13 protein-coding genes are annotated in these 18,472 nt (G+C 71.2%); 5 read left to right on the top strand and 8 right to left on the bottom strand.

The genetic code is table 11. The annotated features are described in order from the left end of the window. Window positions 1–458: 458 nt before the first annotated feature. From WQ53_RS14850 to WQ53_RS14825, 6 genes are all read right to left on the bottom strand, one after another. Window positions 459–2,657, bottom strand: coding sequence for an ATP-binding protein (locus WQ53_RS14850; RefSeq protein WP_052633478.1), 2,199 nt, complete (start codon window positions 2,655–2,657; stop codon window positions 459–461). Then, window positions 2,650–3,789: an HD-GYP domain-containing protein gene (locus WQ53_RS14845; RefSeq protein ID WP_052633477.1), complete on the bottom strand. Its 1,140-nt coding sequence runs from the start codon at window positions 3,787–3,789 to the stop codon at window positions 2,650–2,652. Before WQ53_RS14845 ends, WQ53_RS14850 begins: the two co-directional genes overlap by 8 nt. 173 nt (window positions 3,790–3,962) lie before the next feature. Further along, window positions 3,963–5,480 carry a lysine--tRNA ligase gene (lysS, locus tag WQ53_RS14840; RefSeq protein ID WP_052633476.1) on the bottom strand — a complete coding sequence of 506 codons (1,518 nt, stop codon included), beginning with the start codon at window positions 5,478–5,480 and terminating at the stop codon, window positions 3,963–3,965. A 103-nt stretch (window positions 5,481–5,583) separates the two neighbouring features. Next, a protein-coding gene (prfB, locus tag WQ53_RS14835; RefSeq protein WP_144409341.1) for a peptide chain release factor 2 occupies window positions 5,584–6,712 on the bottom strand; the annotation gives its coding sequence in 2 pieces (ribosomal slippage) (window positions 5,584–6,636 and window positions 6,638–6,712; 1,128 coding nt in all). A 404-nt stretch (window positions 6,713–7,116) separates the two neighbouring features. Then, window positions 7,117–8,853, bottom strand: coding sequence for a hypothetical protein (locus WQ53_RS14830; RefSeq protein ID WP_052633474.1), 1,737 nt, complete (start codon window positions 8,851–8,853; stop codon window positions 7,117–7,119). A 15-nt stretch (window positions 8,854–8,868) separates the two neighbouring features. Next, complete coding sequence (locus tag WQ53_RS14825; protein WP_052633473.1) at window positions 8,869–9,465, bottom strand: NfuA family Fe-S biogenesis protein; 597 nt, start codon at window positions 9,463–9,465, stop codon at window positions 8,869–8,871. 80 nt (window positions 9,466–9,545) lie between these two features. Here WQ53_RS14825 and WQ53_RS14820 point away from each other — a divergent pair, with 80 nt between their 5' ends. The 3 genes from WQ53_RS14820 to zupT are packed head-to-tail and all read left to right on the top strand — an operon-like array spanning window position 9,546 to window position 11,156. After that, entirely contained in the window at window positions 9,546–9,890 is a 345-nt protein-coding gene (locus WQ53_RS14820; protein WP_052633472.1) for a 4a-hydroxytetrahydrobiopterin dehydratase, read from the top strand. A gap of 3 nt (window positions 9,891–9,893) precedes the next feature. Next, complete coding sequence (locus WQ53_RS14815) at window positions 9,894–10,316, top strand: energy transducer TonB (protein ID WP_052633471.1); 423 nt, start codon at window positions 9,894–9,896, stop codon at window positions 10,314–10,316. Between the two features lie 30 nt (window positions 10,317–10,346). Next, a complete protein-coding gene (zupT, locus tag WQ53_RS14810; RefSeq protein WP_052633470.1) occupies window positions 10,347–11,156 on the top strand; it encodes a zinc transporter ZupT in 810 nt (269 codons plus the stop codon). Between the two features lie 732 nt (window positions 11,157–11,888). Here zupT and WQ53_RS14805 read toward each other — a convergent pair. Beyond that, window positions 11,889–12,860 carry an RluA family pseudouridine synthase gene (locus tag WQ53_RS14805; RefSeq protein ID WP_052633469.1) on the bottom strand — a complete coding sequence of 324 codons (972 nt, stop codon included), beginning with the start codon at window positions 12,858–12,860 and terminating at the stop codon, window positions 11,889–11,891. A 434-nt stretch (window positions 12,861–13,294) separates the two neighbouring features. Between WQ53_RS14805 and WQ53_RS14800 the strand changes: the two genes are divergently transcribed. After that, window positions 13,295–16,399: an Rne/Rng family ribonuclease gene (locus WQ53_RS14800; protein ID WP_052633468.1), complete on the top strand. Its 3,105-nt coding sequence runs from the start codon at window positions 13,295–13,297 to the stop codon at window positions 16,397–16,399. A gap of 100 nt (window positions 16,400–16,499) precedes the next feature. Here the strand turns inward: WQ53_RS14800 and WQ53_RS14795 are convergent, their stop codons facing one another. Next, window positions 16,500–17,147: a response regulator gene (locus WQ53_RS14795; protein ID WP_052633467.1), complete on the bottom strand. Its 648-nt coding sequence runs from the start codon at window positions 17,145–17,147 to the stop codon at window positions 16,500–16,502. Between the two features lie 99 nt (window positions 17,148–17,246). Here WQ53_RS14795 and WQ53_RS14790 point away from each other — a divergent pair, with 99 nt between their 5' ends. After that, entirely contained in the window at window positions 17,247–18,158 is a 912-nt protein-coding gene (locus WQ53_RS14790) for a M28 family metallopeptidase (protein WP_082113064.1), read from the top strand. The last annotated feature ends 314 nt before the right edge of the window (window positions 18,159–18,472 follow it).

Genomic DNA, 18,472 nt, shown 5'->3' with positions numbered 1-18,472 from the left:
TAGGAGCCGGGCTTGCCCGCGACGCGACGCCGCCGGCACAGGCGACGCCTTCATGATTCCGACGCCCGTGTCGCCGACTGAAGTCAGCTCCTACAGGAGAGCGGCGGCGCCGCAGCTGTTGTAGGAGCCGGGTTCAGCCGGCGACCCGACGCCGTCGGCACAGCCAGCGTCCTCGCTGTTCGACGCCCGCACGCTAGGCTCCGGTCGCGGAGCAATGGGGCCTTGGCCTGGTGCTTCTACGCCACCCAATGGAAGCCATGATCTGGAAGCCGCCCGAGGACGCCGTCCCCTCGGGGTATGGCGCAAGTGGCACAGGGATGTGCCACGGCCCCGAGTTGAGGACAGGATGTCCGACCGAGGGGTAAGCCATACCCCGAGGGGACGGCGGCCCCCAGCCGAAGCGAGGCTCTTGCCCACAGCATGGTGGCCGGCCAGGCCGCCGCAGGCGCAGTTTGCAGCTAGCCGGGTTCGCCGCCGCCGTCGCGCACGCCGCGGGCCTGCTGGCGCGCCATCAGCGCGTCGCGGCCCTGGGTCAGGGCGGCGTTGAGCATCGCGATCCGCTGCCGCCATTCGTTGCGGATCTGCCAGTCGGCCAGCCGCATCAGCTCGCTGCCCTGCTCGGCCACCCGGACCAGGCCCATGTTCGCGGCCACGCCCTTGATCGCGTGGGCATGGTCGCGCAGGCGTGCCCAGTCGGCCGCCTCGGCGGCGTGCTGCATGGCGCCGATGCAGCCGTCGGCGTCGGCCAGGCAGTGGGCGATGAACTCGCGCTCGAACTCCTCGCCCATGCCCATCGCCGCCAGTTCGTCCAGCACCGAGCTGTCGAGCACGCCGTTGGACGCGTCGGCGCCACCCTGGCGCGGCGGCAGCGCGGCACTGCGGCGGCCGCGGTGCGCGGCGATGTCCGACAGCGTCTCCAGCAGCTTTGCGGCCGCTACCGGCTTGGCCAGGAACGCATAGGCGCCGGCCTGCTCGCAGCGCTGGATCGATTCGGGGGTCACGTCGGCGCTGAGCACGACCACCGGGGTCCGCTGGCCGCCGCCGGCCTGCATCACCCGCAGCTGCTTGAGCAGGTCCAGGCCGCTGACCCCGGGCATGTGCAGGTCGACGATCACCGCGTCGTACTCGCTGGCGGCCATCGCGTCGAGCACCTCCTCGCCGCCATCGACCGAGGTGACGCGGTGGCCGGCCTTCTGCAGCAGGCGCTGCAGGACCATGCGGTTGGCCTCGTAGTCGTCGGCCACCAGCAGGGTCATGCTGCGCACGCGGGCGCGGTGGCGCAGGAACGGGTCGGCGAAGGCGATGACGTTGCCGCCGGCGTCGCGCAGCGCGGTCTCGCCCTCCACCTCGGTCACCGACGCGGTGACCGGGCGCAGCGGCCGCTGGCTGGGGCCGGCGAACGGGAGCTCGACCCAGAACCGGCTGCCGCGGCCTTCCATGCTCTCGAAACCGATCCGCCCACCCATCGCCTCGGCCAGGCCCTTGGCGATGGTCGTACCCAGGCCGGTGCCGCCGTAGCGGCGGGCCAGGCCGGCGTCGGCCTGCTCGAAGGCCTCGAACAGGCGCCCGCGCATCTTCGCCGGGATGCCGATGCCGGTATCGGTGACCGTGAAGCGCAGGCGGGCGCGGGTGTCGTCCGCGGTGGCGGCGGCCACCTCGACGTCGACCCGGACCCGGCCCTGGTCGGTGAACTTGACCGCGTTGCCGACCAGGTTCAGCAGCACCTGGCGCACGTGGCCGGCGTCGCCGTTGAGCGTCTCGGGCACGTCCTCGCCGATCACCACCAGGTAGTCGAGGTTCTTGGCCCGCGCCTGCGGCTGCAGGATCAGGCCGATGCTGGACACCAGCTCGCGCGGCGAGAAGTCCTCGAGGTTGAGCTTGAGCTTGCCGGCCTCGATCGCCGAGATGTCCAGCACGTCCTCGACCAGCGCCATCAGCGAGCGGGTCGAGGCCTGGATGGTGCGCACGCACTCGCGCTGCTCGTCGTCCAGGCGGGTGGTGGCCAGCAGTTCGGACATGCCGGCCAGGCCGTTGAGCGGGGTGCGGAACTCGTGGCTCATGTTGGCCAGGAAACGGCTCTTGGCCTCGCTCGCGCGCCGCGCTTCCTCGGTGGCGCGGGTCAGCTGCCTGAGCAGGCTCGACAGGTACAGCGGCACCGCCGCCAGGCCGACCAGCAGGCCGATGCCCAGGCCCTGGACCTGCGGCTGCCGCCAGTAATCGTTGAACAGCAGCACGCTGCCGAAGCTGGCCAGCGCCATCGCCACGGCCAGGTGCAGGTAGCGGTTGCCGTAGCGCAGGCCGTTGCCGACGGTCACCCACATCAGCACCACGTAGACCCAGGCCAGCGGCTCGCCCATGCGGATCATGCCCGCGGCCATCAGCCCGTAGTCGGCCAGCATGCCGACGATCCGGCGCACGTCCGAGCGTCCCGGCCGCGCCAGCAGCCAGGCGAAGATGCCCAGGCTCAGGCTCAGGCCGGACAGCACGATCACCAGCACGTCGCGGTATTGCCCCGGATCCAGGCCGGCGCGCGACGAGGGCAGCAGCACGTAGCACAGGATCAGCAGGATCAGGATGATCCGGACCAGCGCCTGCCCGTGCTCGCTGTCGGGGCGATGGGAAAAGCGCTGGCGGAACCAGGCGAAGGCGTCAGCCATGGACCAGCCCTCCCGGCCGCGCCGAAGCGGTGGAGTACTGGTCGCAGATCTGCTGCAGGCGCTCGCGCCCGCGGACCAGCGCGTCGACGCAGTCCGGGTCGAACAGGCGGCCACGCTGGGCGTACAGGTAGGCCAGCGCCGCGTCGACCGTCCACGCGTCCTTGTACGGACGCGGCGAGATCAGCGCGTCGAACACGTCGGCCACCGCCACGATCCGCGCCTCCAGCGGGATCGCCTCGCCGGCCAGGCCGTCGGGATAGCCGCTGCCGTCATAGCGCTCGTGGTGGCGCAGGGCGATCATCGCCCCGACCTGGATGAAGCGGTTCTGGCTGCCGCTGAGCAGTTCGTGGCCGATCCGCGGGTGGCGGCGCATCACCGCCATCTCCACCTCGTCCAGCTTGCCGGCCTTCATCAGCACCGAATCGGGGATGGCGATCTTGCCCATGTCGTGCAGCGGGGCGGCCATCTCGATCGTGCGCACGTCATCCTCGGGCAGGCCCATGCCCTCGGCGACCAGCCCGGCCACGCGCGACATGCGCTCCAGGTAGGCGCTGGTGCCGGCGTCGCGGAACTCGATCGCGCGCGCCAGCCGCGACAGGGTCTCGCGCTCGCGCTCCTCGACCTCGTGCATGCTCGACAGCAGCCGCTGCTCCAGCGACAGGGCGCGCTGCTTGACCGTCTCGGACTGCTGGCGCAGCTGCAGCAGGTTGTGGCAGCGCGCGCGCAGCTCGCGCGGGCGGACCGGTTTCACCAGGAAGTCGATCACGCCCGATTCCAGCGCGGCCTGGCGCACCGGCTCGTCGCCGACCACGGTGATCAGGATGATCGGGATGTCGCGGTGCTTGGGCAGGCGGCGGAAGCGGCGGGCGAATTCCAGCCCGTCCATGCCGGGCATGCGGTAGTCGAGCAGCAGCAGGTCGGTCGGATTGTTGTCGCACCACGCCAGGGCCTGGCGCGCGTCGCCGAAGTCGTGCACGGCCAGCTCCGAGGTGATGTCCTCGATGATGTGCCGCAGCATCGTGCGCGCAGATGCTTGATCGTCGACGATGACGATGTCCAAGTCCCGTTCCGCCCCGTTGCGCTCCGCCGTAGGAACGCAGAATAGCGCGCTGCCGGCCCTGCCCGCACCCATGTCGCCCCCATCCGCCCGGGATCGCGGGACGCCAGTCGCCCCGCCTCTGCCAGGAAAGGACGCAGGGACCGTGCCAGGGACGCCGCCAGCTACCCCGAAAACAGTGACACAGCGCAGGAAACGGTCCCTTGCACGGGGTCCGGGACACCCGTGCACCCGGCCCCCCACCCGGTTCAGCCGCCCTGCTCGGGCCGCATATACGGGAACAGCAGCACGTCCCGGATCGAGGTGCTGCCGGTCAGCAGCATCACCAGCCGGTCGATGCCGATGCCCAGGCCACCGGTCGGCGCCAGGCCGTATTCCAGGGCGCGGATGTAGTCGGCGTCGTAGTGCATGGCTTCGTCGTCGCCGCCCTCCTTGGCCTCGACCTGGGCCTGGAAGCGGGCCGCCTGGTCCTCCGGGTCGTTCAGCTCGGAGAAGCCGTTGGCGATCTCCTTGCCGTTGATGAACAGCTCGAAGCGGTCGGTGTAGCCCGGCTCGGTGTCGCTGGAGCGGGCCAGCGGCGAGACCTCGACCGGGTGGTCGGTGATGAAGGTCGGCTGGACCAGGGTGTGCTCGACCGTGGCCTCGAAGATTTCCAGCAACAGCTTGCCCCAGCCCCAGGACGGCTTGACCTTGATCTTCAACCGTTCGCAGTGGCGCAGCAGCGCCTCGCGATCGGTGCAGTCGGCCGCGGAGATTTCCGGGTTGTAGTGGCGCACCGCCTCGTCCATGCGCCAGCGGCGGAACGCCGGTCCCAGGTCGATCGCCTGCCCTTCCCACTCGACCGCAGTGGTGCCGAGCACCGCCCGGGCGGTGTCGCGGACCACGTTCTCGGTCAGGTCCATGACCTCGTGGTATGTGGCGTAGGCCTCGTACAGCTCCAGCATCGTGAACTCGGGGTTGTGCCGGGTCGACACGCCCTCGTTGCGGAAGTTGCGGTTGATCTCGTAGACCCGTTCCAGGCCACCGACCACCAGCCGCTTGAGGTACAGCTCCGGGGCCACGCGCAGGTACAGCTGCAGGTCCAGCGCGTTGTGGTGGGTGACGAACGGCTTGGCCGTGGCGCCGCCGGGGATGTAGTGCATCATCGGCGTCTCGACTTCCAGGAAGCGGCGCTCGTCCAGCCACGAGCGCATCGCGCGGATGATCCTGCTGCGCTTGACGAACACCTCGCGCGCCTCCGGCGTCACGATCAGGTCGACGTAGCGCTGGCGGTAGCGCTGCTCCACGTCGCTCAGGCCGTGCCACTTGTCCGGCAGCGGGCGCAGCGACTTGACCAGCAGGCGCAGCGAGGCGGCCTTGACCGACAGCTCGCCGGTGCGGGTGCGGGTCAGCCCGCCCTCGACCGCGACGATGTCGCCCACGTCGAAGGACTTGAACGCCTCGTAGGCCTCGCCCAGCGCGTTGGACTGCAGGAACAGCTGGATCTTCCCGGACTCGTCCATCACCTGGGCGAAGCTGGCCTTGCCCATCACCCGCTTGGCCATCAGCCGGCCGGCGATGGCCACGCGCCTGGGCAGGGCCTCCAGCGCTTCGGCGGTCCAGGCCTCCGCGTCGGCGAACTCGGCCTGCAGGTCACCGGCGTAGTCGGCGCGCTTGAAGTCGTTGGGGAAGGCCACGCCCTGCGCGCGCAGCGCGGCGAGCTTGGCGCGGCGCTCGGCGATCAGGTGGTTCTCGTCGGCGTGCTGGGGTTCGGTCGCTTCGTTCATCTCTTGCCCGTCTTGCCGTCGCTCCCGCGCAGGCGGGAGTCCGGTGTCTTCAATGGGTGGAACCAGTCAAGTCGCTGGGCTCCCGCCTGCGCGGGAGCGACGATCAGGCCGCGTCGGAACGCTTGGCGCCGGCCTCCAGGCCCGCCTTGAGGCTGGCCTCGACGAACTCGTCCAGGTCGCCGTCCAGCACCTTCTGGGTGTCGCTGCGCTCGATGCCGGTGCGCAGGTCCTTGATCCGGCTCTGGTCCAGCACGTAGTTGCGGATCTGGCTGCCCCAGCCGATGTCGGACTTGGTCGCCTCGACCGCGTCGCGTTCGGCGTTGCGCTTCTGGATCTCCAGCTCGTACAGCTTGGCGGCCAGCATCTTCATCGCGTTGTCGCGGTTCTGGTGCTGGCTGCGCCCGGTCTGGCAGGCCACGACAATGCCGGTCGGCACGTGGGTGATGCGCACCGCCGACTCGGTCTTGTTGACGTGCTGGCCGCCCGCGCCCGAGGAGCGGTAGACGTCGGTCCTCAGGTCGGCCGGGTTGATCTCGATGTCGATGTTGTCGTCGACTTCCGGCGACACGAACACCGAGGTGAAACTGGTGTGGCGGCGGTTGTCCGAATCGAACGGCGACTTGCGCACCAGCCGGTGCACGCCGGTCTCGGTCTTGAGCCAGCCGTAGGCGAAATCGCCCTCGACGCGCAGCGTGGCCGACTTGATGCCGGCGACGTCGCCGCCGCTGGCCTCCATCAGTTCGGTCTTCCAGCCGCGCGACTCGCACCAGCGCAGGTACATGCGCAGCAGCATCTCGGCCCAATCCTGCGCCTCGGTGCCGCCGGCGCCGGCCTGGATGTCGACGAAGGCGTTGGAGGCATCCATCTTCCCCGAGAACATGCGCTGGAACTCGAGCTTCTCGACGTCCTTCTCGTAGCGGTCGACGTCGGCCACCACCGCGTTGGCGGTGTCCTCGTCCTGTTCGCTCTCGGCCAGTTCCAGCAGCTCGGAGGACTCGCTCAGGCCCTCGAGCACCGAGGCGATGCCGCCGACGGTCTTCTCCAGGATCGCGCGCTCGCGGCCCAGGCCCTGTGCCCGCTCCGGATCATCCCAGACGTTGGGCAGCTCGAGCTCGCGGTTGACCTCTTCCAGACGCTCCTTCTTGGCGTCGTAGTCAAAGATACCCCCGGAGCGAAATCACCCGACCGGTCAGGTCGGCGATGCGCTGGCGGACGGGATTGAGCTCGATCATGGCAGGGGCGGCGGGCTTGAAAACGGCCGCCGATTCTAGCAGTTGCGCGCCGGCCAGGGGGCCGGGATGCCTTTGCAGGAGCACAGCTTGCTGGCGACACCGGCGTCGGGATCATGAGGGCGTCGCCTGGGCCGACGGCGTCGGGTCGCCGGCTGAACCCGGCTCCTACAACGGCGGAGCCGCCTGGCTTCTGTAGGAGGCCACTTCAGTGGGCGACACGGGCGTCGGGATCATGAAGGCGTCGCTTGGGCCGACGGCGTCGGGTCGCCGGCTGAACCCGGCTCCTACAACAGCTGGGTGGCAGCTGTCCCTTTGTAGGAGCGCAGCTTGCTGGCGACACGGGCGTCGGCAATATGAAGGCGCCGCCTGTGCCGACGGCGTCGCGTCGCGGGCAAGCACGGCTCCTACAACGGCACGCTGCCGTTGTCTTCCTGCAGTTCGGGCTTGAACGGGATGTCCGGCGGCGGCCGCGCGGTGGTCGGCTGCTCGTTGAGGTCCGGGTCGGAGATGCCGCAGCCGAAGCCCAGCTGCAGCATCGAGACCACGCAGTCGATCTTCTTGCCGGTGCCCGGGATGGGGATGGCCACCGACTTGATGCCCTTGCGCACCCAATCGGCCAGCAGCGACTCGTTCGGCACCCAGTAGCGGTCGAAGCTGGTCGGTTCGTAGTCGTAGGGTGGACGCTTGAGCCAGGTGCCGGACTGGTCGATGCGGTCCCGGGTCCAGGTGTCGTTGTCGCCGCCCGGCGCGCCGCGGTCGGCCATGCCGGCACCCGCGCCGGCACCGCTCGCCGGTCCCTGTCCCGGCCCCGAGCCGTCCCCGGGAAGGCGCACCCGACCCTCGCCGTCGAACAGGCCCGAGGTGCCACCCGGCCGGACCTCACCGCTGCGCGCCTGGCCCCAGTCGTCGCCGGTGCGTGGGCTTTCCCAGCCACTGCCGGCGCCAGGCCCGGTGGCGGCGGTCGCCGGCGAGGCACTGCCCGGCGCCTGTCCGCTGGCAGGACGCGGCGCCGGATCCTGGCCGGTACCGGCGGGCGCAATGCCCGCGGCCGGTGCGGCGGACGATGCGGCGGCCGCGGCGCTCGCCGCACCGGCCGCGGTCGATGCGGACTCCGCCGCCGCCGGCGACGGCATCGCCACCTCGCGCTGGCGCACGCTCGCCTCGGGCGCGCCCGGCGGCCTGGCCTCGATCCGCGGTCCCTGCACGGCGACCGGCCGGACCTCCACCTGCGGCACCGGCTCGTCGACCTCGCGCATGCGCAACTCCGCCTCGCGCGGCTGCCGCAACGGCACGTCGACCGGCCGCACCTGCGGCGCCTCGATCGTCGGCGCCTGCACCACGGTCACCTCGCGCTCGCGCAGCTGCGGCGCATCGACCGGACGCACGGTGACCTGGCTGGGCGTGGTCGGCGGCAGCACGTAGTCGATGGTCGGCCGCTCGACCTCGGTCACCTGGACCGGCTGCGCGACCGTGGGCTCGGACGGCACCGGCTCCGGAACCTCGCGCACGGCGACCTCCGGCAGCGGCGGCGCCTGCAGGACCGGCGTGGGCAGCGGGGTGCCGACCTGCGGCAGCGACGGCGCCGACGGCGCGGCCTCGGTGCTTGCGGCCGCCTGCGCCGGTGCCGGCGCCGGGTCGGCCGAATCGGCGGTCTCGCCCGGCGCTCCGGCGGGCGCGTCGGCGGCGTCGGCGCGCGGCGTGCCCGGATCGCCGGCGCCGACGAAACCGACCTCGATCCGCTCGCCGCCGCCTGCTTCCGGTGGCGGCGGCGGCAGCAGGGACTGCAGATAGGCCAGCCAGGCCAGGAACACGACGAACAGCAGATGCAGCAACAGCGTGGCCAGGCGCGAGGTCCAGCGCAGCGGGCGCTCGTCGCGCGGCGACGGCAGCCAGCCCTGGCGGAACAGCGAGGCGAACGCCGGCCAGGTCGCCAGTTCCTCCCCCGGCGGCAGCGGCCGCAGCGGCCGCTGCGCCAGCAGGTCGACCACCTCGCCGGGCTCGGCATGCGGGCGCGCCGGCAACGGCTTCAGCGCGCGCAGCCACAGCGCCCAGCCATAGGGCATGCGGGTGGTTCGTTCCAGCGGGGGACGCAGTGGCGTGCGCTCGATCAGCGCCTGGACGATTTCATACGCCCGCGTCACCAGCGCAGCGCCGCGTCAGGCCGCGTTTCCGCGCGGCATGTACGGCGCCTGGCCACTGTCGTGGTCGGTGGCGTCGCGCACCGCGGTCACTCCCGGCACCCGCGCGATCAGGGTCTTCTCGATGCCCTGCTTGAGGGTCACGTCGGCCATGCCGCAGCCGTGGCAGCCACCGCCGAAGCGCAGCAGGACCACGCCCTCGGCCGACACTTCCTGCACGCTGGCGCGGCCGCCGTGCTGGGCCAGCTGCGGATTGATCTCGTTCTCCAGCACCCAGCGCACGCGCTCGACCAGCGAGGCCGAGTCGGCCGGCGCCTCGCCCTTGATTTTCGGCGCGCGGATGGTCAGCTGCGCGCCGGTGCCCTGGTAGACGTAGTCGATCTCCGCGCCGTCCAGCCAGGCCACGCTGTCGGCGGCCACGTACAGGGTGAAGCCGTCGCAGTCGACCGCCCACTCGTCGCCGGCCAGTTCGGCCGGCTCGGCGAACTCCAGCCGCGCGTCGGCGCGCGGCGTGCCCGGGTCCACCGCACTCAGGCGCACGCCCAGGCCGGGGATGGCCTCGCGTTCGACCAGCTTGCGGAAGTGCGCCTGCGCGCTGTCGGAGATATTGATCATGCGGGTATTCTAGCCATGTCCCGGCGCCGGCCCGCAGCCGCCCGCCGCAGCGTTCAGGCAGGCACCACGGAGGCTCCCCCATGTCCGACCTCATCCCGCTGGCACAGGCGCACTGCCTGCCCCGCAAGGGCCACGAACACCGGCTGGGGCAGGCCCGCATCGCCGAGCTGCTGCCGCAGGTACCGGGCTGGGAACTGGCCGAGGAAGGCCGCGCATTGGTACGAACCTTCAAGTTCAAGGACTACCACCGGACGATGGCGTTCGTGAACGCGCTGGCCTGGATCGCCCACCGCGAGGACCACCATCCGGACCTGGGCGTGCACTACGACCGCTGCGTGGTGCGCTTCTCGACCCATGACGTCGGCGGGCTGAGCGAGAACGACTTCATCTGCGCGGCGCGCGCCGCGGCCCTGCTGGAGGACTGAGCCATGACCCGTCCCTCCCCGTCCCTGCCGGGCGCGGTGGCGCTGACCGTCCTGCTGGCCGGTTGCGGCGGCAGCGCACCGCCGGCCGAACCGGTGCCGGCGCCGACCCAGGTCGCGGCGATCGACACCCCGCCGCCGCAGTTCCCGATCGAGCTGGCCTGCGCCGGCGTCGGCGGCCAGGCCCTGCTCAAGGTCGAGGTCGGCCCGGCCGGCACCCCGACCCGGATCGATGTGGTCGGCAGCAGCGGCAACGACGAGCTCGACCGGCTGGCGCAGGAATCCGTGCAGGGCTGGAAATTCCGACCGGCCACCCGCGCGGGCGAACCGGTGGCGCAGATCATCCAGGTGCCGGTGAACTTCACCCCGCCGGCGGTACGCCCGGACGCCTGCTTCGCGCTGGACGCCGGCCGCCAGCCCGCGCTCTGAACCCGCCACCTCAGGGACGAGGAAGCACGCATGCACGAGCCTTCGACCTCCGCGGTGCTGGTCGCCCTGGCGGTGACCCTGGCCGCGGGCCTGGCCACCGCGCTCGGCAGCCTGCTGGTGATCTTCGCGCGCGGGCCCAACCCGCGTTTGCTCGCCTTCGGCCTGGCCTTCGCCGGCGGCGCGATGGTGTTCGTGTCGCTGTCGGAGATCCTCAACAAGTCGATCTATTCGTTCACCCTGGCCTTCGACGCGCGGCTGGGCTTCACCTACGCCACGTTCGCGTTCCTGGCCGGCGTGCTGCTGATCATGGTCATCGACATGCTGGTGCCCAATCCGCACGACGCCCTGACCCCGGACGACCCGGCGCTGCGCCAGCACAACCGCGACTACATCCGCCGGGTCGGGCTGATGACGGCGGTGGCGATCACCGCGCACAACTTCCCCGAGGGCCTGGCCACGTTCTTCGCCACGCTGGGCAACCCGGCGGTGGGCCTGCCGCTGGCGTTCGCGATCGCGATCCACAACATTCCCGAAGGCATCGCCATCGCGGTGCCGGTGTACTACGCCACCGGCAACAAAGGCTATGCCTTCATCGCCAGCCTGCTGTCCGGGCTGGCCGAGCCGGTGGGCGCGATCATCGGCTTCATGCTGCTGTCCAACCACCTGACCGACGCGGTATTCGGCATGGTGTTCGGCGTGATCGCCGGCGTCATGGTGTTCCTGGCGATCGACGAGCTGCTGCCGGCGGCCAAGCGCTACGCCAAGGGCCACGAGACGGTCTACGGCCTGGTCAGCGGCATGGGTGTGCTGGCGCTGAGCCTGGTGCTGTTCAAGTGGTGAATACGGCGATGCCCCACCGCTGGCACCCGTAGCACGGCACCGATAGCGATCGACGCGCCACAGTCGGAGTCGGGGTTCGGCGGGCAGCAGGCGGCGGGTGGCGGGCGGCGGGAAGGAAAGCAACCGCATAGTCAAAAGCGCCGGATGTGGTCGGCTTCGGTCTGAGCCGCGGCAGGCCGGGGGTATTGCGGTCGTCTCGGCGGCACATCCGTGTGCCGACTCGCCGACGCGGCCATCCATGGCCGCTGCCGCAATACTCCCGGCCCGCCACGTCTTCGGGGAGCTTTGGGGTCGTGGCTCCGTTCACAGGCGATGAGCAGGGCAAAGCTTTTTGTAGGAGCGGGCATGACCGCGACCCGACGCCGTCGGCCCAGGCGACACCCTCGTGATTCCGACGCCCGTGTCGCGGTCATGCCCGCTCCTACAGAAGGCAGTGCCGTCTGGGAGGGGTGCTTTTGCCTTTGCTGTTGCTCTTCCTATCGAAGCCACGACCTACAAGCCACCCGAGGCCGCCGTGCCCAGGGGGTCTGGCGCAAGCAGCACAGGGATGTGCTGCGGTCGCGACTCGGAGGCAGGACGCCGCAGCGGAGCGATGCGCCAGACCCCCCTGGGCACGGCGGACCCAGCCGAAGCTGGCGGCCCTGAAGCTCTTGCCTCAAGCCATGCAATCGCAATCTTGACCGTTCAAGTCACTGGCTCCCCGCCTTCGCGGGGATGACGGCGAAAATACCGTCACTCCAGCCGATCCAGCACCTCTCGCAACTCCGGTGCCAGCGGCGCACTGATCGTGTACGCCGTGCGCCCGTCGTCCAGCGCGAACTCCAGCGACGCCGCATGCAGGAACAGCCGCCGCAGCCCGGCCTTGTCGCGCAGCCGCCGGTTGGCCTCCGGAGCGCCGTACTTGTCGTCGCCGGCCACCGGATGGCCGATGTGCTGCGCATGCACGCGGATCTGGTGGGTGCGGCCGGTGTCGATCCGCACCTCGCAGTAGGACTGCCCGCCGCGCCGCTCCAGCACCTTGAAGTGGCTCAGCGACGGCTTGCCGTCCGGATCGACCTGCACGTGGCGCTCGCCACCCTGGCGCAGGCCCACGTGCAGCGGCGCGTCCACGCTCATCGTGCCGTCCGGCATCCGCCCGGTGAGCAGGGTCAGGTAGCGCTTGCGGATGCCGCCGCCCGCCCCGCCCTCGCGCATCAGCGCCTGCAGCTCGGCCAGCGCCGAACGCTTCTTGGCCACCACCAGCACCCCAGACGTGTCCCGGTCCAGGCGATGCGCCAGCTCCAGCGTATGCCCCGGCCGCAGCGCGCGCAGGGTCTCGATCGCGCCGAAGCTGATCCCGCTGCCGCCGTGGCTGGCCACTCCCGAGGGCTTGTCCAGCGCCAGCAGGCGCGCGTCCTCGAACACGATCGCCGCCTCGATCCGCTGCAGCAGGCCCGGCGCCGGGGTGCCGCGCTCGGCCTCCTCGCCCAGCCGGACCGGCGGAATCCTGATCTCGTCGCCCGCAGCCAGCTTGCGCTCGGCCTTGGCCCGGCCACCATTGACGCGGACTTGGCCGCTGCGCACCAGCTTGTAGACCAGGCTGCGCGGGGCCCCCTTGAGCTGGCCCAGCAGGAAGTTGTCCAGGCGCTGGCCGTCGCGGTCTTCGGGCACCTTCACGGTGCGGGCGCCGGCCCGGGCGGGGCCGTCCGTGGGGGATGGGGTCATGGGAGGTGAATTCTGTTAGACTCGGCCGGCGATGTAAGGGTTTGATTCCGCTGGAAGAAGTTGCAGGGCCGAAAGCCCGGGCTTCCCGCGATCCCGGCACAGTGCGCGGCCACCGCTCCCGGAGCGGCCATGTTAGCGGCTTGCAGGCAGACCCGGCCATGGCCCGGTGGGTCAGAGCACCGGTTGCTGAACATGTCCCGCATGGCGTCCGCGCCGGCGGCCCGCCGTACCCAATAAGAAACCCATAGCAAAGCGCTCCCGCGGTCCGCCGTGGTGTTGCAGCGCTGGAAACCAGGATCCGTCCGGACCGCGCCCCGCGCGACGGGCGGCGAAACCCGCCTCCCCTCCCGATCACGCAAGAACGGGCGGCCGGCGGGATTCCAGAGAGCGAACGCCCCGGCGTTCCGCGCGGTAGAGCGCGCGAGGAACGCACCATGAAGCGAATGTTGATCAATGCCACGCAGGCCGAAGAACTGCGCGTGGCCATCGTCGACGGCCAGACCCTGTACGACATCGACATCGAACAGCCGTCGAAGGAACAGAAGAAGTCCAACATCTACAAGGGCCGCATCACCCGGCTCGAACCCTCCCTCGAGGCGGCCTTCGTCGAGTACGGCGCCGAGCGCCACGGCTTCCTGCCGCTCAAGGAAATCTCCCGCGACTACTTCCAGAGCGGCGTCGACCCGAACAAGGCCGGCATCCGCGAGCTGCTGCGCGAGGGCCAGGAAGTGGTGGTCCAGGTCGACAAGGACGAGCGCGGCAACAAGGGCGCGGCGCTGACCACGTTCATCTCGCTGGCCGGCCGCTACATGGTGCTGATGCCCAACTCGCCGTCGGCCGGCGGCGTCTCGCGCCGGATCGAGGGCGAAGACCGCGCCGAGCTCAAGCGCGCGATGGACGCGCTGACCATCCCCGACGACATGGGCGTGATCATCCGCACCGCCGGCGTCGGCCGCGACGCCGAGGAACTGCAGTGGGACCTGGACTACCTGCTGGCCGCCTGGCGCGCGATCGCCGAGGCCGCGCTGAGCAAGCCGGCCCCGTTCCTGATCTACCAGGAGTCGCGGCTGATCATCCGCGCCCTGCGCGACTACCTGCGCGCCGACATCGGCGAGATCCTGGTCGACACCGAAGAGATGCACCAGGACGCACGCCAGTTCATGGAACAGGTGATGCCGCAGACCCTGCGCAAGCTCAAGCATTACAAGGACGACATCCCGCTCTTCAACCGCTTCCAGATCGAGTCGCAGATCGAGAACGCCTACGAGCGCACCATCCGCCTGCCTTCCGGCGGCGCGCTGGTGATCGACCAGACCGAGGCGCTGACCGCGATCGACGTCAACTCGGCGCGCGCCACCAAGGGCGGCGACATCGAGGAGACCGCGTTCCACACCAACCTGGAGGCGGCCGAGGAAGTGGCCCGCCAGCTGCGCCTGCGCGACCTGGGCGGCCTGGTGGTGATCGACTTCATCGACATGTCCTCGTCCAAGCACCAGCGCGCGGTCGAGGACCGCCTGCAGGGCGCGCTCAAGTACGACCGCGCCCGCGTGCAGCTGGGCCGGATCAGCCGCTTCGGCCTGATGGAGATGAGCCGCCAGCGCCTGCGCGCCAGCCTCGGCGAGTCCAGCCAGATCGTATGCCCGCGCTGCGAGGGCCACGGCCGCATGCGCAGCGTCGAGTCGCTGTCGCTGTCGATCATCCGCGTCGCCGAGGAGCACGCGATGAAGGAGAACACCGGGCAGGTGCTGGTCCAGGCCCCGGTGGAGATCGCCAACTTCCTGCTCAACGAGAAGCGCGGTGCGCTGCGCGAGATCGAGCAGCGCCACGACGCGCCGATCATCATCGTCGCCGACGAGCAGCTGCATACCCCGCACTACGAGGTCACCCGCCTGCGCGAGAACGAGCTGGGCGAGGAAAGCGGCAAGCCGAGCTACCAGCGCGGCACCCCGCGCAAGCTGCCGGTGCACGCGCTGACCAAGGCCCAGCTCAACATCCCGCCGCCGCCGGCGGTCACCCGCGTGGCCCCGCCGCGCCCGGCCCCGGTGCGCGAGGAACGCGAGGAGGCGCCGGCCCCGGTGGCCGCCGCGCTGGCGCCGCGCGCGCCGGTAGCGGCCCCGGCTTCCGGTGGCGTGGTCGGCTTCTTCAAGCGCCTGTTCGGCGGCGACAACACGCCCGCCGCGCCGGCACCGGAACGGCAGCCGCAGAGCGAAGGTCGCGGCAACCGCAACGACCGCGGTCGCCGCGACGGCCGCAATGAAGGCGGCAGCGCCCAGCAGGGCAACCGCGGCGGCCAGCAGCAGAAGCAGCGCGGCAGCCAGCAGGGCAAGGGTGGCGGCAACGCCCCGCCGCAGCAGAAGCAGGAGCGCCAGGCGCAGCAGAAGGCCGCGCAGGCGCAGGGCCAGCCCGGCAACCGCCAGCAGCAGAAGCAGCCGAAGCCGCAGAAGCCCGAAACCGCCGAAACCACCAAGCCCGCGCAACAGCAGGCACCGGCTCCGCGCAGCGAGGAAGCGCCGCGCGCGCCTGCGGCGCCGGCCGAGGTGGTGGCCGAGAACGTCGCGACCGCCGCCGTGGCGCTGCCGGCTGCCGTGGTGGTCGGCGATCCGACCGCGACCGCAGCCGAGGTCACCGCGACCACTGCCAACGTGGGCGGCGACACCGTGCCCGCGACCGAGGACGGCACCGCGGAAGGTGGCAGCCGCCGCCGCCGCGGCCGTCGCGGTGGACGCCGCCGCCGTCGTGGCGGCGAGGCCGCAGGCGCGCTGGCCGAAGCCGGCAGCGAGACGGGGACCGACCTGGACGACGCCGACGACGACGAGATCGGCGGCGAGGAGCCGGAGGTGTCCGCGGACGCTGCGACACCGGCGCACGCCGGCCAGCCCGAGTTCGATTTCGACGACCTCCCTGCTCCCGCGCCACAGCCGGTGAAGGCTGCACCTGTCGCGGAAGCGCAGGAACTGCCAGCGGCCGATCCGGCGCCCGCGCACGCGGCCGTCGACGAGATGGCCGCGCCGGCGCCGGCGCCGCTGGTCTCCCCGGCGCCCGTCGAGCAGCTGGCGGCAGCCGAACCTGCCCTGGCCGCCGCTCAGGCCGTCGCCGGCGAACCGGTACCGGCGGCCGACCCGGTCGAGCCGGCCGCTGCGGCTGCCATCGCGGCCGCGGAAGCGCCGTCGGTGGACGCGGCTCCGGAAGTGAGCGCTGCTGAAGTGACCGCTACTGAAACGCCTGCCACCGACGTGGCCGCCACGGAAGCGCCGGTACCAGACGTAGTCCCGGAGACTGCGACCGTGGAAACGGCAGCCGCTGCCAGCGACGATCCGATGGCGACTGCCAGCGATGCCGCGCCGGACGCGGCCCCGACGCCCTATCCGACCACGGCCGGCCTGTTCGACCAGGCGCCTGCCGCGCAGGAAACGCCCGCGCCCGCACCGCAGGATGCCGCCGCCCAGGTGGCTGAGGCCGAGCCGACGGACGATGAAGCCGTCGAAGGCCACGCCGACACGGCAGCGGTCGAAGGCTCCGACCAGAGCCGCCAGGCCTGACCTGCACGGCACCGGCCTTCCGTCCATGACGGGAGGCCGGCCGTAGCGAACGCGTGGCCACGGGACCATCGATGGCCGCGCGCCGTGCGCGGTCCGCGCTTCAGATCGTGCTGCCCGGATCCATGAGCCCGTAGCGCGCCGCCAGGCGCGCCAGGGCGATGCTGTCCTGCACCCCGATCTTCTCGAACAGCCGCGACTTGTGCGTGTTGATGGTCTTGGCGCTGAGGTTCAGGCGCCGGGCGATCGTGTCCTGGCGCATGCCCTGGACCAGCAGCATCGCCACTTCCAGCTCGCGCGGCGACAGCAGGTCGAACGGCGAATCGCCGCCGTCGACGCTGGCCAGGGCCATGTTCTGCGCGATGCTGCTGCCGAGATAGCGCTTGCCGCGCGCGGCGTCGCGCACCGCGTTGAGCAGTTCGCGCGCATCGCCACCCTTGCCCACGTAGGCCGACGCACCGACGTCGAGCAGCCGCTTCGGCAACGGCCCGTCCTCGAGCACGGACACGATCACCACGCGGCTGCCGAGCTGGCTGCGGACGATGCGCTCGGTGACCTCCAGCCCGCTGATGCCGGGCAGGTGCAGGTCGCAGATCACCACGTCGGGCTTGTGCTTGCGGATCAGCGGCAGCGCGTCCTCGCCGCTTTCGGCCTCGCCCAGGATCTCGATGTCGGTCTCCGCCGACAGGATCATGCGCAGCCCGGTCCTGACCAGCGCATGGTCGTCCACCAGGAAAACACGGATGGTCATGCCGCTCCCTCGGTATGCCCCGCGCGCAGACTATCCCCGCGCCGGCCGCCGGACAAGCGAACGCCGTGCATACTGTGACTCCGTTACCGGGGAAACCTAATGAGCCATCCTGCCTTCCGCCGGGCATGCCGCCCGGCCGCCGTGTTCGCCTTCGTCCTGTGCGTGCTCGCGGCATCGCCGGCTTTCGCCGACGCGTCCCGGGATCCCGTCGCCGCCCGCTGGCAGGCGCAGGTCGCGCAGATCAGCGCGGGCGTCGACACCGCCGCCCGCGCCGCCGCCATCGGCGCGCGTCTGGACGCGATGGGCGTGGACTGGCGCGAGGAAGCCTTCGAACTGGACGGCAAACAGGGCCGCAACCTCGTCGCCGATCTCGGTGGCCCGGCCGGCGCGCCGCTGCTGCTGATCGGCGCGCACTACGACCGCGTCGACGTCGGCCATGGCGCCACCGACAACGCCTCCGGCGTGGCGACGGTGCTGGAACTGGCCCAGGCGCTGCAGGCCGCGCCGCTGCAGGCGCACCGGGTCGCGCTCGCCTTCTGGGACCTGGAAGAGCACGGCCTGCTCGGCTCGCGTGCGTGGGTCGCCGCGCCTGGCCGGGAGCAGCCGGCGCTGTACGTTAACTTCGACGTGTTCGGCTGGGGCGACACGCTGTGGATGATGGCGCCGCAAGCGGGCACGCCGATGGAAGCGGCGATGCGCGCGACCAGCCAGGACCTGCAGCTCGGATTCCAGCCCGGCGACAAGTACCCGCCGACCGACCACCTGGCCTTCCTCAGGGCCGGCTGGCCGGCGGTCTCGTTCTCGCTGGTGGGCGGCGACGAGATACCCGCGATCCTGCAGGCCTTCGCCGGCCAGAGGCCGGAACAGGCGCCGAAGGTGATGCAGGTGATCCACAGCCCGCAGGACGACGCCTCCCAGCTCGACCCCGGCAACGTGCCGAAGGCGCTGCGCGTGCTGGAAGCGGGGTTGCGCTCGCTGGATGCGAAGCCGGCGCCGCCGGGGGCGTCGTAGGGGTTGGCGGAAGGAGGGATTCACTCGGCACCTGCGGTGCCTCGCCCTGCGGGCGGCTCCGCCGACCTGTCGAACCCTCGGATTCTCATCCCCTCGGCCGCGCCTTGGATGCGACCGGGTGCTCCATGCTGTCGGGACCCTGGGATGGCGTAGAACTACGTCTACGCCATGGCCCTCTAATCCCTACGCGCCCTCACACGCCGGAATCCTCGCGAAAGCGATCGATCTGGTGCATCCGCTCGTGCAGGATCGTCACGATGCCGAGTTCGAGGAGGCGTGCCGGCAGGTCGAGCGCATCGCCGAATTGCGCCTCG

This window comes from Pseudoxanthomonas suwonensis (assembly GCF_000972865.1).
Classification (GTDB): Bacteria; Pseudomonadota; Gammaproteobacteria; order Xanthomonadales; family Xanthomonadaceae; genus Pseudoxanthomonas; species Pseudoxanthomonas suwonensis_B.
This window is presented reverse-complemented; position numbering and strand designations above follow the sequence as displayed.